This window comes from Halobellus sp. Atlit-38R, assembly GCF_003665925.1.
Classification (GTDB): domain Archaea; phylum Halobacteriota; class Halobacteria; order Halobacteriales; family Haloferacaceae; genus Haloquadratum; species Haloquadratum inordinatus.
The window spans coordinates 1-14,611 of record NZ_QXIJ01000026.1; the positions used below are offsets into that span (position 1 = coordinate 1).

Annotated in this window: 12 protein-coding genes and 2 pseudogenes; 8 read left to right on the forward strand and 6 right to left on the reverse strand. The window is 51.0% G+C overall.

The genetic code is table 11. The annotated features are described in order from the left end of the window. Positions 1-766: 766 nt before the first annotated feature. Positions 767-1,318, reverse strand: coding sequence for a DJ-1/PfpI/YhbO family deglycase/protease (locus D3D02_RS17435; RefSeq protein ID WP_121571230.1), 552 nt, complete (start codon positions 1,316-1,318; stop codon positions 767-769). A 447-nt stretch (positions 1,319-1,765) separates the two neighbouring features. Here D3D02_RS17435 and D3D02_RS17440 point away from each other — a divergent pair, with 447 nt between their 5' ends. From D3D02_RS17440 to D3D02_RS17455, 4 genes are all read left to right on the forward strand, one after another. Next, positions 1,766-3,190 (forward strand): short-chain fatty acid transporter, encoded by a 1,425-nt coding sequence (locus tag D3D02_RS17440; RefSeq protein WP_121571231.1) that lies wholly within the window; start codon positions 1,766-1,768, stop codon positions 3,188-3,190. Between the two features lie 13 nt (positions 3,191-3,203). Further along, positions 3,204-4,589, forward strand: coding sequence for a TIGR00366 family protein (locus tag D3D02_RS17445; RefSeq protein WP_121571232.1), 1,386 nt, complete (start codon positions 3,204-3,206; stop codon positions 4,587-4,589). Positions 4,590-4,952: 363 nt separating this feature from the next. Beyond that, positions 4,953-6,029 (forward strand): amidohydrolase family protein, encoded by a 1,077-nt coding sequence (locus D3D02_RS17450; RefSeq protein ID WP_121571233.1) that lies wholly within the window; start codon positions 4,953-4,955, stop codon positions 6,027-6,029. A gap of 9 nt (positions 6,030-6,038) precedes the next feature. Continuing rightward, positions 6,039-6,404, forward strand: a complete 366-nt coding sequence (locus D3D02_RS17455) for a Rieske (2Fe-2S) protein (protein ID WP_121571234.1) — start codon at positions 6,039-6,041, stop codon at positions 6,402-6,404. Between the two features lie 85 nt (positions 6,405-6,489). On the opposite strand, the gene D3D02_RS20465 is transcribed toward D3D02_RS17455, so the two are convergent. The 3 genes from D3D02_RS20465 to D3D02_RS17465 form a co-directional block, all read right to left on the reverse strand. Then, entirely contained in the window at positions 6,490-6,828 is a 339-nt protein-coding gene (locus D3D02_RS20465) for a hypothetical protein (RefSeq protein WP_158599408.1), read from the reverse strand. Positions 6,829-7,137: 309 nt separating this feature from the next. Beyond that, complete coding sequence (locus D3D02_RS17460; protein WP_121571235.1) at positions 7,138-7,914, reverse strand: sulfite exporter TauE/SafE family protein; 777 nt, start codon at positions 7,912-7,914, stop codon at positions 7,138-7,140. Between the two features lie 139 nt (positions 7,915-8,053). Continuing rightward, positions 8,054-8,833 carry a sulfite exporter TauE/SafE family protein gene (locus D3D02_RS17465; protein WP_199723147.1) on the reverse strand — a complete coding sequence of 260 codons (780 nt, stop codon included), beginning with the start codon at positions 8,831-8,833 and terminating at the stop codon, positions 8,054-8,056. Positions 8,834-9,066: 233 nt separating this feature from the next. Here D3D02_RS17465 and D3D02_RS17470 point away from each other — a divergent pair, with 233 nt between their 5' ends. Together D3D02_RS17470 and D3D02_RS17475 are read left to right on the forward strand one after the other, a co-directional pair. Continuing rightward, a complete protein-coding gene (locus tag D3D02_RS17470) occupies positions 9,067-10,512 on the forward strand; it encodes an amidase (RefSeq protein ID WP_121571236.1) in 1,446 nt (481 codons plus the stop codon). Between the two features lie 400 nt (positions 10,513-10,912). After that, complete coding sequence (locus D3D02_RS17475) at positions 10,913-11,683, forward strand: IclR family transcriptional regulator (protein ID WP_121571237.1); 771 nt, start codon at positions 10,913-10,915, stop codon at positions 11,681-11,683. Positions 11,684-12,075: 392 nt separating this feature from the next. Here D3D02_RS17475 and D3D02_RS17480 read toward each other — a convergent pair whose 3' ends face one another. Together D3D02_RS17480 and D3D02_RS21680 are read right to left on the reverse strand one after the other, a co-directional pair. After that, complete coding sequence (locus tag D3D02_RS17480; protein WP_121571238.1) at positions 12,076-12,864, reverse strand: VOC family protein; 789 nt, start codon at positions 12,862-12,864, stop codon at positions 12,076-12,078. Between the two features lie 518 nt (positions 12,865-13,382). Next, the gene (locus D3D02_RS21680) at positions 13,383-13,538 is read right to left on the reverse strand and encodes a winged helix DNA-binding protein (protein WP_121571239.1); all 156 of its coding nucleotides are present in this window, start codon (positions 13,536-13,538) and stop codon (positions 13,383-13,385) included. A gap of 43 nt (positions 13,539-13,581) precedes the next feature. Between D3D02_RS21680 and D3D02_RS17490 the strand changes: the two are divergent. Both D3D02_RS17490 and D3D02_RS17495 read left to right on the forward strand, forming a co-directional pair. Beyond that, positions 13,582-14,451, forward strand: a pseudogene (locus tag D3D02_RS17490) (transposase); the annotation flags it as partial. A gap of 44 nt (positions 14,452-14,495) precedes the next feature. After that, a pseudogene (locus D3D02_RS17495) lies at positions 14,496-14,611 on the forward strand (IS630 family transposase); the annotation flags it as partial.

Here is a 14,611-nt window from a genome sequence, read left to right on the forward strand (position 1 = left end):
GACGTACTGGTAGTTCGAACGGGCGTCTCTCGCCGGGTCGGCGGTGGCTACACCGCCGTCGGGAACGGCATCGCTGTCGCGGTCAGACATATGCGTACTACTGAGGGTAACTATCACTTATACCCGCTGTTGTCGGCACAACTTAGGGTGTACCTGAAAGCGCCACAAACTGCGCACACAAGATTGGAATCCAGTGAAAGGAGCCCAGGCAGTCTTCATTATGACCAGTGAAGAGATTTCGACCCCACAACAGTAGTATCAGATGGTACATTAGCTGGCTCCGATCAGAAATCACCATTATTGAATATACTTCTGTTTTCTTTATTTGAGGCGATTTACCGACTCTATTAGTCGTTCAATTCGCCTGAGATCGGGTGGAGTGCTACCTTACAAATATCCAAACCAGCCTATGCATTACATTTCTACATCTGTAATACCTTTTTATACTGGCTTGCTTGCAAGTACTCAGTACTTGTTCACAATTGTTGAATGTACATATGGGTAGTTCCAGAGTCAAATAGCGCCTATATTTAATGATAGTGAATACTAGTTCGAGGTGTATTGTGGTCGTAGTCTGGGTCGCAGAGATTGAAACTTGTTCAACTCTCCCTCCTACATTCAACATTAGTGAATAATCATACCGTGGCTAGCGTGAACAAGACAAAAGAATCGATACTGATCAAGGGTTTCTCGGTACCACACAGAAGAGTGCTGGTCTATCCGCTCCGAAACCAAGTGAAAACGCAAGCTGCCGAATACGAGACGTTCAGTTATTCAGTAGTTCAATATACCGTTCCATCCAAACACCATTTTCGGCCCAGGAGGGAGCAGAGACGAGGTTGTTGTCCACGACGACCGTTTCGTCTTGATACTCCGCACCCGCTTGTTCGAAGTCAGCGCGCATCGTGGGCCAACACGTGATCTCGCGTCCTTCTAGCACACCTGATTCAGACAGTACTTGTGGACCGTGGCACGTGACTGCTACCGGTTTTTCTTCGTCGAAAAAGTGCTGTACGATGTGCTGTAAGTCGCTATCATATCGAATCGACTCAGGTGCCCGTCCTCCGGGTATCACGAGTCCATCGTAGTCTGCAGGATCGATATCGGCGAAGGCAACCTCTGCCTCTGCGTTGTACCCTCGCCGGACAATATATGTACTCCAATCATCGACGATGTCGTGGACTTCGCCTTTGATTGTCCCGGACTCAGATGCTGCTACAGTTGCACTGACGTCATCTTCGGCATTGAGCCGAAAGAGGGGGTAGTACAACTCTTGACTCTCAAACCCGTCTCCTGAGACGATAAGTATCTCTGACATTGGCGCAGACTGGAGTCACTCACCTTAGTACATATATCTATGGAAAAAAGAGATATTCTCTCCTAGTTTAAAATATGGAGACGGTCAACAACTTCTTGCAACTGATGTATCACGCCTATCCGCTAGTATGTTCATCACTAAGAAATTCAACGGCTACTGCTCACACATTAGTGGATGTCTGGCTTTAGCGCCCAAGCCTCAGGGGGTCGCTCTACAAGTTGGATCAATAGCCTAGACCTCGGGGTTAATCTACCTCCTGACCCCGAACACGAAGCCTCTACATAGCTTTCGTGTTCACTGTCTGGTAATTCGGTAGTGTACTGCAGCAATCTATGTGCATTTTTTGGTGTCCACCCAAACACTTATCATATGATAATTTGGTATAGATTGTGTAGTGGTTCCGAATGACCTGGTGTAAGATAGCAATCCACAGAGAGGTGGTGGCAGATGAGTACTAGTAAGTCACGCGGGCTGTTTACGATTTTAGGGGACAAATCCAGTGCCCTCGTACAGCGATTCCTTCCGGACGCGTTCATATTCGCGTTGATGCTGACGTTCTTGACAATGCTACTTGCAATAGTGTTCACTGATCGAGGCCCCGTCGCTGTCGTTTCACATTGGGGGGAGGGTTTCTGGTTCGTCCTCGCGTTCTCAATGCAGTCAGCGTTGGCTCTTATGACCGGCTGGGCGTTTGCTGATTCACCGCCAATCAAGCGGGTACTCCGACGGATCGGCGAGGTTCCACGAACGCAGAAGCAGGCAATCTTCGCAACTGCGGTCGTCGGTCAGCTATTTGGGCTCTTCCATTGGGGTGTTGTCCTAGTTGCCGGGGCAATCTTCGCCCGAGAGGTCGCAATTGCGATGGAGGAGAAAGATGTTGATGTTCATTATCCTCTACTGGTTGCGACGGGCTACGCGGGGCTACTGCCTTGGCATCAGGGACTCTCCGCAGCGTCTATGTTGCTCGTCGCTACTCCAGATCACTTCCTGGCAGATCAAATTGGGGTTGTGCCGGTCTCTGAGACAATCTTCGACCCAGGAAACTTGATCATCGTCGCCGGCGTTGTCCTTGTGACAATGATCATAATGCCGCTAATGGCTCCGGAAAAGAAAGAGAATTTGGTAACGGTTCCCGCAAGCAAACTCCGTAGCGTCCAACAACCCACACCCGACGGCGGTGTTGAGGCAGTCGATGGGTCACCTATGCCGAACCGCAGACAGGAGGCGGCGTACAAGACTCTGCTACTCGACAGCCGTGTGATCAGTATCGGTCTTGGGCTGCTCATTTGGGCGTATCTTGGCTATTTGTTCGCCACAAATGCAATTATGGACGTGTTCAATCTGAACGTCTTTATTGCAGTGATGTTCGGACTTGGTTTCCTGTTCCACGGGACGCTCCGAAGCTACATCGATGTGTTTCGAGACGCGATTGAGGGTGCAAGCCAGATCTTCATTCAATTCCAATTCTACGGTGGGATTATGGGAATTATGGCGTGGTCTGGACTGGCAACGATGATCGCACAGGCAGCTGCACAGTATTCCACGGAGACGACGTGGTACTTGGCTGCGTTCCTCTCTGCGGGCACAGTCAACTTCTTTGTTCCATCTGGTGGTGGCCAGTGGGTTGTTACCGGGCAAGTGATGGTTGACGCTGCACAATCGATTCCAGGCGTCGATATCAGCAAGACGATAATCGCCTTCGGAATGGGCGACCAGTGGACCAATATGATCCAGCCGTTCTGGGCGCTCCCCGCGCTCGGGATTGCTGGACTTTCTATTCGAGATATTATGGGGTACGTCGGTGTCCTATTCCTTTTCAGCGGCGCTGTGATGGCTACGGGAGCACTGCTCTTGGGAATGGGGATTCTGTAGGGGGTGACACGATATGGCAACTAACACAAAGACTGACGACACGAATTCACAGGAGAGCGATGACCGATTCGTTCCATTCTTGGGTCAATTCTTCCCAGAATCGCTTACTTTGGCTGCCTTGCTCGCCGTACTCGCCTTAGTCGTCACAATCCCATATCTCGGTGTTATTGAACAGTTAGAGCAGTTTTCCACCGGGTTCTTCAGTCTGCTGACCGTCCAGATGTCGCTAATTCTCTTTTGGGTGCTGTCGGCAACCGTCGTTGAGTCGAGATGGGTCGGACGGATGTTTGACCTGGTGGCAAGTGCACTCCCAGCAGGAAATCAGCGGACCGTTATTTATTCAACTGGTGTGATCGCCCTTCTGTTTGGCTGGGTGAACTGGGCTTTAGGACTCATTGGTGCTGTGTTCATCGGGTACCAGCTCTCTTCACAAGCGGAAGCAAACGGAGTCCGTGTTCACTACCCTGCAGTCTTGACTGCGGGTCTCCTCTCACTCATCGTCACAAACATTGGTCTCACAAGCCCTGGTGCACTCTTGATGGCTGACTCCACTGGGACGACAAATTTCCTGGTTGACCCAGATGTCGGTAACCTCGTTGTCGATACATCGGCGTTTCTGCTCCACCCAGTGAATGTCGTTTCGCTCGCTCTGTTCGTGCTCACACTGCCGGCGCTGTTGGCGCTGCTGGCCCCAAGTGAAGAGAACAAGCGGAAATCTGTCTCAGAATTCACAGCTGTTGTGCAGGGGAGCATCAGTGACACCTTAGACACTTACTCGATGCCACCGAAAGAGGAGTGGGTGTTTGCTGACAAGCTTGAACAGTCCAGAACAATTGCTGTTGTCACCTTCATACTCGGTGCTATCTCGCTTGGCGGGTACTTCCTGAACGGCGGAGAACTGACTATGTTGTGGCTTCTATTTGGGCTGATAATACTCGGTATCTTCATCCATGGGCGACCTATGGCCTTCGCCGAGGAAGTTACCGATGCAACCCGTTGGGCAAACCACATCGCTCTTCCCTTCCTGCTGTATGCCGCGGTGTTTTCTCTTCTGTCTACGGCGGGGTTCTATGAGACCATCGGAGAAGTGATCGCGGCAACAGGAATCACTCAGACTGTGTCGTACCTCGTTGCACTTGTCCTGGGGCTGCTCATCCCGAGCCCTGGTTCGCTATGGGTCATACAGGGTCCTGCGATCGTTGGATCTGGTGCAGAACTCATCCCGTCACTCGTGTCGGTGATGTACGGAGCTGGTGTCTCGAATTTATGGCTTGGCTTCTTATTCGTCGGCACAATTGCGACGATCTATGGGTTCAGCTGGCGCGAATACGTTCGATATGCGGCTGCTATCACTGCGTACGTTTCGGTAGTGATTATTGCACTGCTAGTAATCTTCTAAATTAACTCACGGCTGATCTCTTTTTGCGCGGTAGACAAGCCGGTGGATGGGCGCAAAATTATCTTATCAGAGCTACTGCTGTTCTCGGAGAAGAAATGCAAACGCTTGGATTTAGGCTTATTGTCGGCTCAAAGACCCTTCCTCAAGGAGCGCAGTACGGAGAGGGTACAGCGTTCCCAGATATCTCTGGTGTGCGAACGAGATGCGGAGCGTCTAGCCAACGCGGTCAGCATCTTGTAGCCACTCTCACTGCGCTCTGAGTGCAGATATGAACCAGCTATAGACTGCTCTGGGAACAACAGCCGGATTATATTGTACTAGCCAAAAATTTAATTATATATCGTGTGTTTGTTGCGTAATGCCATGGCCCAAACAAGCCAGCATGCACTCAGCGAGACGACTGTAGTTGATGCTGACGTGCATCTGACTGTCCATCCGGAAGACCTTGCACCGTATATCGATGAGCCCCACAAGACGCATGTGAGCAATACGACGTACGGGACTCCATTCCCGTCCAGCGGATGGGACCAGTGGATGGGGGGGAAAATTGATGATAACTGGTCTACTTTCACCTCCACAGAAGAGATTGATCAATTCTGTGATGATTTCCATATCGATCATCCGATCATCAATACCTTCGATCCACTCGGGAAGTTCCCACAGGATGAGCTTGCAAACGCTCTTATGAGGGGCTACAATGACTACGTCCTTGATAATATTCTTGATGAGAGTGAACATAAGGCACTCATCGCGCTAGCGACTCAGGAGCCCGACAAGGCAGCAGAGGAACTTGACCGATTAGGCGATGAAGACCAATTTGTCGGCGCATACATCGGAACAACGGGATCAAATCCTCCACTCGGGGATCCCAAGTACGATATGATGTACAAAGCAGCGGAGGACAATGATCTTCCGATCGCATTTCACGGGAACGCTGAGGACTTTATGTTCGAGTTCCCCCGACAGAACCAGGCATTGAACAAGTTTGTCCAAGTGCATACGCTTGCCCACACTTGGAGTCAGGAGCTTACCCTCAACAGTCTCATCACTGAAGGCGTTCCCGAGAAATTCCCTGGACTAAACTTCATTTTCCTTGAGTCAGGCATCGGATGGGTTCCGTATACGATGCATCGACTGAACAAAGAGTATTCAATCAGACGTAGTGAGGCCCCACTACTTGAGAAGAGTCCTGAAGAATACATCCGGGAATCGTGCTATTTCGCCTCCCAGCCACTCGGAGAACCAAATGACCTGACACATATGAACAGCCTCATTGAGATGGTTGGGACAGAGAATCTTATGTATGCCTCTGACTACCCGCACTGGGACTTTGATCATCCAAGCGGCGTCGACAAACACCTGCGGAGTCACTTCTCTGCCGAACAACGTCAGCAAGTACTCTACGACACGCCCATTGAAGCATTCAAACTCAACATATAAACCACACCTATGACGAAACACACCGTTGCGAAGGAAAAAGAGCTACAGCCCGGGGATCGAAAAGTCATTCAGATCGAAGGACGTGAGATTGGGGTATTCAATACCGACGGCGAATACGTCGCATACAGTAACTGGTGTGCACATCAATCAGGGCCACTTTGTGAGGGCAATATCACTGGAACGTATGAGGCGTCGTTCGATAGCGAAAGCTTAGAATACGAACTCGAATGGTGCGACGAGGAGAAAATCATAAACTGTCCCTGGCACGGCTGGGAGTACGATATAGAAGACGGAAGCTGTCTGTCTCGACAGAAGGTTAAACTCCCATCCTACCCAGTAACGGTTGAAGACGGGGATATCGTCGTCGACGTCTGAAAAAAAATCGATTAACGCTCTCTCTACAACCGGCTGGAGGCGAGTATTTGTAGAGACCACACTCCTCCCTCACTTTTGCTGAACGCTACGCGTCGTCACGAACTGCGGCTCGGAAGGTGTCCACAAACTCGTCAGCAGAAAGTTCATAGACAGTATTACCAGTTTCATCACGGTGTCGACCGATTGAGAATATAGAACGACCATTTATCTCAACAGCCCAGTCATCAGGATAGGTAGTATTTGTACCTGCGAACTGGATCGTACACTCAAATTCGGATTCTAGCTTTGGAACCACTTCGTGGGTATACACGCCATCTTCAAACCGAGGTGGTCGGTATGGGGGGAGGTTGCGCTCCTCGCGGATTCGCTCGTTCCGGGCCCACCATTCGGGAAGAGAGTCTGGACGGTCGACGTCATCCATCATTACTGTCTGTCTTACGATCTAGGATTGTAAAACATTATCATTCCTAATAGGATGGCAATATGATGTGAATGAGCTGATTGCAGGCGCTAAGTCCCTGCCTCTAAGAGCACCGCAGTCTGGGCTAGCGGATACGAAGCACGAGCGAGCAAGCAGGGGTAGTTCACTGTGACTGGCAGACGTGAACGGACTAACTTACAGTACACCCCTAGCAAAATCTCCGGAGCTCGCCTGGTTTTCGCAATATTCGGTCGAGTCAACTCTAGTCCAGATACAAATTTGATCCGGGCCCCGCAAACTTCTCAGAATCAATCACAAGACCGTTGTGAGGCCCTTATAACCCAATTGCACCGCAATGAGAACCAGCAGGACCTCAACAAGTGTGTCGAACAACCTCTGAGGAATGTGCTTGCGCACGTTAACGCCAACGAGAATACCGATTGTAAGGGGAAGCAACAGTCCAACACCTAACAATATCTCTGTGAACCTAAATAGGCCAAGTGGATAGAGAGTGAGGATACGCAATCCGGTGATCAAGAAAAAAATCAGCGCAAGGGTGGTTGCGAACTCCGCCTTCTTTGCACGTGTGGAATGGAGATAGCTCACGAATATTGGTCCACCAGTAAGAAACGCTCCCGAAACTACGCCGCCGATTCCGCCGACGAGGGGTCCTGAAGAAGTCAAGGGTGCTAATCCCCGGGTTATCTGTTCTGTAGGAAGGTGCTGGTGGAGCAAAAATCCAAAAAGATAGATGCTGAGGAGAAGGTTAATAGAGACGGTGGGGGCAGTGGCAAACCCCACGATCCCGGCAAGGGTTCCGATCAACACTGCAGCAATGAATTCGGGACGTGTGGTAAGAAATTGAACAGGGACACCACCTTTCCAGAGAAGTGGAAGATTCGCCAGGAACATAGGCAAAGTGAGCGCGGCCAAGGCTAGCTTTGGTGGAAAAAACTGAACCAGAACTGGAACTGAAAGCAAACCCACCGCAAATCCTGTACACCCCTTTACTATCCCTACAAAGAGTAGAAAGAGAACAACAAAAATGTATGCTTGAACTGAGAGAGTTATGCCTGCGAAGGTGGGCATAGACACCACTCATCGTCAGTGTGCAAAAAACCCACGTTCGGATGACAGAGGTTGGGCCAAGAACAAAATTTCGCTCACACTTACGTAACTTAATCGTCGAGCCAGCCACCGATATCGATAGACGTCTGCCCGCGATCAGTTACTGAAACGCGAGGTACGGTCCAACAGCGATCATAGTCACTCCAAGAGCAACTTTCAGCCGGTCAGGATCAACATAGTGCGCGATACGCCATCCTAGGAACGCACCGACAAGCTGAGGAATACCGACCAAGAGCGCAAGCGGGATCGATACTGCACCATTGATTGCATATCCCGCTGTGGCAAATGTTGCAATGAAGATTGACTGGACTTGCGCGACGGCTAGTGCTGATAGCATTGGGATACCTAGTACGATCAAGATAGGAACCGCAATTACGGGGCCACCAACACCAAGCAATCCACTGAGACAGCCGAGGACAAGACCAATGAAACTGACAAATGCAGTCCCACGAACAGATGTATAGTCAACATCGAACTGCGGAAGTCGCTCAGAGCGTTCGCGATAAATGATGAGTAGTCCTGTACCAGCGGCGAAGCCGCCGAGAAGAAGACCAAACAGTTCCCGAGAGACGTAAGTATTGACTGCTGCGCCAGCGAGTGCCCCTACGATGCTTGAAAGGCTCAAAACAACTGCTATCCGAGCATTTCCTTTGATTCTGAGTTCGCCTGACTGGAGGTACGAGAGGCTTCCTAATAGACCGACTCCGATGAAGGTGAAGTGAGCAGTTCCAGCGACAGTTGATGAAGGAACCGCTGTTAGTGTGTAGAGCGCCAAGGTAGTGAAGATGCCGCCTGGTCCAAGCGTAGTGCATCCAATACCAGCGAAAAAGGCGATTACAATTAATAAGGCGCCGAGGGCGAACGACATCTCAGCGAACATATTCGCTTCTACACACACATCTTCATAGAGGTACCGATGGCTCAAGCAGGCAAACGGACATATATTCGAGTTGGCTCGATAGTCAACTATCTCGAGGTATCCGTTTCGGATCCTGATGAAAAATATATTAACTTTGCTCGTCTAAGCTGTATGTGAGGAAGAGATCAACACTTGATGCTGTTGAGAGTTATTGTTTACCAAATATTCATAAATAATTAGTGAGACAGTATCCTATGGCCAGCGGTCCCTGTTTCCGTTCAGCGATCGATTTGTCACAGAAGATTGGTTCGGGTGAGTATTCAGCGACGGAGGTTTGCGAGTCTATCATTGGCCGTATCGAAAGGCGCAACGAAATCACTAACGCTTACATACAGCTTATGGAGACGCACGCACGGCGGGCAGCACGTGTGGTAGACCGCATTGATGCGGACAACGCAAGCGGTGGGGCACTCTGTGGCGTTCCTGTAGCAATCAAAGATAATCTCGATGTGGCAGGCGCCCCGACGACATTTGGCGCAGCACCGATGATCAACAATGTGCCAGAAGAGAGTGATGTGGCAGTCGAACGGCTAAGAGATGCGAGCGCCGTTATCCTTGGGAAAACAAATATGCCGGAATTTGGGCACCGGAGCACAACAGATAATCCCCAGTTCGGTCCAACGAGTACGCCGTTTGATCCGTCGCAGACATCAGGTGGGTCGTCAGGAGGAAGCGCTGCGGCAGTGGCAGATGGACTCGCAACTGTCGCACTTGGGACAGACGGAGGCGGGTCACTGCGCATACCAGCGAGTGCCTGTGGCGTCTACGGACATAAACCGTCGGCAGGATTGGTCCCGACACGGAACCGTCCGGATGGATTTGGATACGCGCCGTTCGTTGAGACCGGTCCAATCACCCGTACAGTCGCCGATGCAGCAGCCGTTCTCAATCGTATTTCTGGATATCACCCTGATGATCCGTTCTCTTACCCGACGCACGGAATAAATCTCCGCAACGCCGTGGAACGACCAGTAGATGATCTGCATATTGCGTGGTCTCCGACACTGGGGCTCTTCCCTGTTACTCAATCAGTACGGGAGACGGTTGGTGACGCAGTCGGATCATTTGAGGATTTGGGTGCATCAGTCGAATATGTCTCCCCCAAATTCCATTACTCACGTCAGGAGATTAGAGAAGCGTGGCAATGCGGATTTGAGGTTCGCCTTGCGTGTCTCCGGAAGGGTATCAACATTGAGATGGGAATTGATTTACTAGAGGAAGACAACATAACGGAACTTTTCCGCACTTTCCTTGAGCGTGGAGCGGAGTATGGAGCAGTAGAGTTCAAGCGCGCAGATGTAATTCGAACGAGTGTCTTTGATGCTGTACAGTCACTATTCGAAGACTACGATTTACTCCTTACCCCAACAGTCTCAGTACCCCCATTTGATCTTCACAGCCTTGGCCCTCAAAACGTCGAGGGGGAGGAGATTGATCCTGTATTTGGATGGTGTCTCACTTGGCTGTTCAATATGACTGGTCACCCGGCAGCATCAGTCCCAGCGGGATTCGTTGATGGGCTTCCTGTCGGAATGCAAGTTGTCGGACCACGTTTCCGTGACGATCTTGTCCTCGCAGCCGCGGCAGCAGTGGAACGAGAACAACCTTGGATCAGAACTTATCCGGGCACTTCAGAATAGAGATAGTCCAAGTCTGCGTCATATTGGGAGAACAGTTCTATATGAGAGCACTGCACTTGACTGCCAGACAAATAGGATGAAATCCGCTCTCGAACATCCAGCTCCGATCTGTGAAAGTCTCCTCAAACTCCGCGGAACTATTATGCTCGACAATCGTTCGATCTCCCGTTACGGAGACGAAGTGGGGTCAAGAAAGAAGTACTAAACTTCGGATTTTTGGTGCCTCAAGACCTTTTGCGTGATCTATGTGAGATGGATTCGCAGTGGGATCCGAAGAAAGGACTTCAGTAAAATATTCATCCGCTCTTCGTGATCTCCGCCTAGATTATGGGAAACTCAACTCTCCTTACCACCGAAACGAAAAAGTACGTTTCCACCCGATCGATAGTCAAGAACTCAGATGGGATCAACGCAAAAGCGGATCAAGGCAGCAGAAAAGGCGATTGACATCATTGAGGTACTCCGGTGCCGCGATGCCACGACACCAGTAGAGATTGCAGAGGCCCTTGATATCTCAAAGACTAGCGCTTACTACTATCTTCAGACGCTCAAGGAATCCGGATATGTTGTCAATGACGGTGAAGGGTACCGACTGTCACTTCGGCTGTTCAGCCTTGGAACAGACGTTAGGTCAAAGCAATCCGTATATCATACAGCATCCGAGCAAGTGAGCCGGCTGGCAGATGAGACGGGTGAGCTAGCGCTGTTTATGATTGAAGAGAGTGGCAAAGGGATCTATCTAGATCTGAACCGCGGAGAGCGTGCGGCAATCCAGGCTGACTGGCTTGGGAAGCGGTGTCACCTCCACGACAACGCGCTGGGAAAAGCCATCCTGTCTCTTTTTTCAGAAGATAGAGTCAAAGAGATCATCAATAATCACGGGTTGCCCCGAACGACTGAGAATACAATCACAGACCGGGATGTCTTGTTTGACGAACTCGATGAGATTAGAGAGTCGGGCGTTGCTTTTGACCGAGAGGAGCAACTCGAAGGTCTCCAGTGCGTTGCCGCACCGATCATTGATAGCAATCAGGGGTCTCAGTCCGTATTAGGGGCAATCTGTGTTGCCTCACCTACAAGTCGGATGGACAAAAAGCGACGTACTGAAGAATTCCCTCGTCTTGTTCAAGATGCAGCGAATATCATCCAACTTAACCACGTTTCAGAGTAAGCCAGAAAAATAGATTGTACGACTATTTCTTATTTTTCATATCCAGTATGATAGGAATCGGATTTGCTCGTTCATATCGCGGTGATCAAGGGATACGAGTATTCGTCGCCGACAACGCGCCCACGTTAGGGGTTCTCGCAGTTGTCGAGAAACTATCAGCATCTATGTACGTGAATTCTCGAACGAAATCCTCAGTGTCCTATGTCGACAGGTGTGAGACCCAATATCCCTGGCACAAAAGATGGTCTTGAAGAAGTCAACAACGTTGTGAGCGCACTTGAACACCGCGAGATCGTGGCGAGGAGTTATGACGCTGGGGAATCTGAATGAAACCTACTCTCTTGAGGACGATATTTGCCGTACGAGGGTATGGCGGCGGTATAACTAACTGTTCAGAAGGGGAACAGGGAAGCAGATGTCGGATCCCTCTCTAGCAGTTCGATCTCGTGTCCATCTTGATCTTCTGTAAATGCGTAGAGGTTGTCACAGGATTCGGGGTCGCGGTAGTCCGGCGCATCCCGTTCGATAAGTGTCTCCCAGTCGTCGTGGACGTCGTCGATCCGGACACAAAGGTGACCCCAAGCGTCACCGAAGTCGTAGGTGTCCCTGTCGTAGTTGTAGGTAAGTTCGACAGCCATTTCCTCAGGTGCCGCGTCTTTTGGTTCAACAAAGTAGTTCGCGAAGGTATCTGCCTCCCAGCGACCGACCTCGTCGTACTCGAATTTCCGCGTCCAGAATCCGATCGCCTCGTCAGCGTCCTCAACGCGGATCATCGTATGATCGAGACTCCACCTCGCACCGTGGTCGCGCTGGACGATTTCAACCTCGTGGCCGTCGGGATCCTTCACGAACGCGTACCGGCCGCCACAAGACTCGGGGTCGCGGTAGTCCTCGACGCCCTCGTCCATCAACTTCTGGTACGATGCTTCAAGTTCACCCTCGGGGACACGGACGGCAATATGACCCCAAGCGTCGGCCAATTCTGGCACTTCGCCCTCGTTGTGAGTGAGTTCTAGCATCGCACCGTCCTGATGCATTTCTTGTGGTCCTAGATAGACAATTGTGAACCCATCACCCTCGTAGCGATCCTTCTCTTCATAATCAAGGTGCGTGCTGTACCAGTTGAGCGACTCTTGCAAGTCTGCCACTCGGAGCATGACATGGTCTAATGTACCGTCCATAGACACCGACTGATTCTACAGCGACAAAAATATACCGAGTTAGTAGGAGTTCAGGCTCACGACTCCTGCAGCGTTTAGCATACCAAAATCGAGATTTTCTAGAGCGGTTGTCGTCACCCTTCGTCAAAAGAAGATCGCGTACTTGGTTCCGAGTTTCTACTCGCTGTCTGAGATAGTGAAAAATTGAGTATTGAGGACTCAAATCCTCAATCTTCAGCCTTACCACCACAATTCAAATTGATGCCATTAAGTAGTTTCTTGACACCCTTCCGCACCTGAAGAGACCGTTGGAACAGTTGAATATTCAGCGACGTGACCTGCAGGCCATTGGCTCCAAGCAAAACGACTCTATCTCTTCACTGGGACCGACACTCGTTTCAGCGCTATATTCAGTTCTTGCGCATTCCACTCGTGGTATTGCGCCTGTTTAGCGTATAACGTCCCTGGATCACTATCGATGATACTCGCGAACGAAACAATATCCCGAACTTGATCAACGGCTATATTTCGGGTTCCAATTAAGACGTCTCCAGCGCATAGAGTCGCCGTCGAGCATCTGCTGGGTCTGGACGTGATACGAGAAGGTCCGCTTGAGAAAGGTGTCCTAATGCATATCGTGTTGTTGATTCGGCCAAGTCCGTCTGCTCACAGATTGACTGTAGGGAGGGTGTCATAGAACGAGTAGCACACCAAAGAGCAGGGTGAACGCTGAGGTGGATGAGTTCAGCGACCCTGCAAGATGATCCTTCGGTAGAGTCGTTCTTCAATGTCGCGGAAACCGAGACGCTAGCGTTGTTTGAGCATCTCTCCTTCGAGTTTCTCGAAGAGTTCGACGTGTTCGCCCCGGCGGAGACGGGGCGAACACGAGACCACGAACCACCAGAACTGATGCGTGGCTTCCTCCATTGCTACTACCACGACATCTACGGCATTCGTCCCGTTGAACGAGAGCTTCGGAACACGGTTGTCTGGCTAAGCTGTGGCTTCGATCGACCGCCGTCAAGAGACGCGGTCGATCGCTTCCTCACTGACCTCGAACACGTCGTCGACGAAGTCTTTGACCGACTCGTCGAGCAGGCCACGGCGGGCGGCCTGCTCGACGTCACCTACTGCATTGATTCAACTGATGTGAGGGCGATGCCCGCCGATCAAGACGCATCGAAGTGCTACGATCCAACCGACGACGAGTACTACCACGGCTACGGCTGTACGATCGTCTCGACCGGACAAAAGATCCCGATCGCGGCGGAGTTCACAGAGAGTAAGCAAGCGCCAGAGGAGACGGCGATGCGCGTCACGCGTGACGCGCTCGCCATCGCCAAGCCGATCTGGATGGTCGGTGACAGCGCCTACGACACGCTTGACTGGCACGACCACCTGCTGACCGCAGGGGTCGTGCCAATCGCACCGTACAACGCGCGAAACACCGACGATCCCAAAGACATCGAGTACAGGGTCGAAGACCGCATCGAACAACACAGCGAGGACATTCAGCTGAAGCAGTCCACGTTGGATGAGACATACAACCGCCGTACTGGAGTCGAACGAACCAATGAATCAGTGAAGGACTGCGGCCTCGGGCGAACTAGTACGTGAGAGATGTTTTGGAGTTTGAGTGTAAAATGAGAACGATGAGCAACGATCGCCGAAAAGAGGTCGTTCGCCACTTGACCGATGAAGAACTCGATCGATTGCTCTCCGAGGCGGACGATCCGAAGGTCGTCCGCCGTCTCGTCTTCATCAAGAA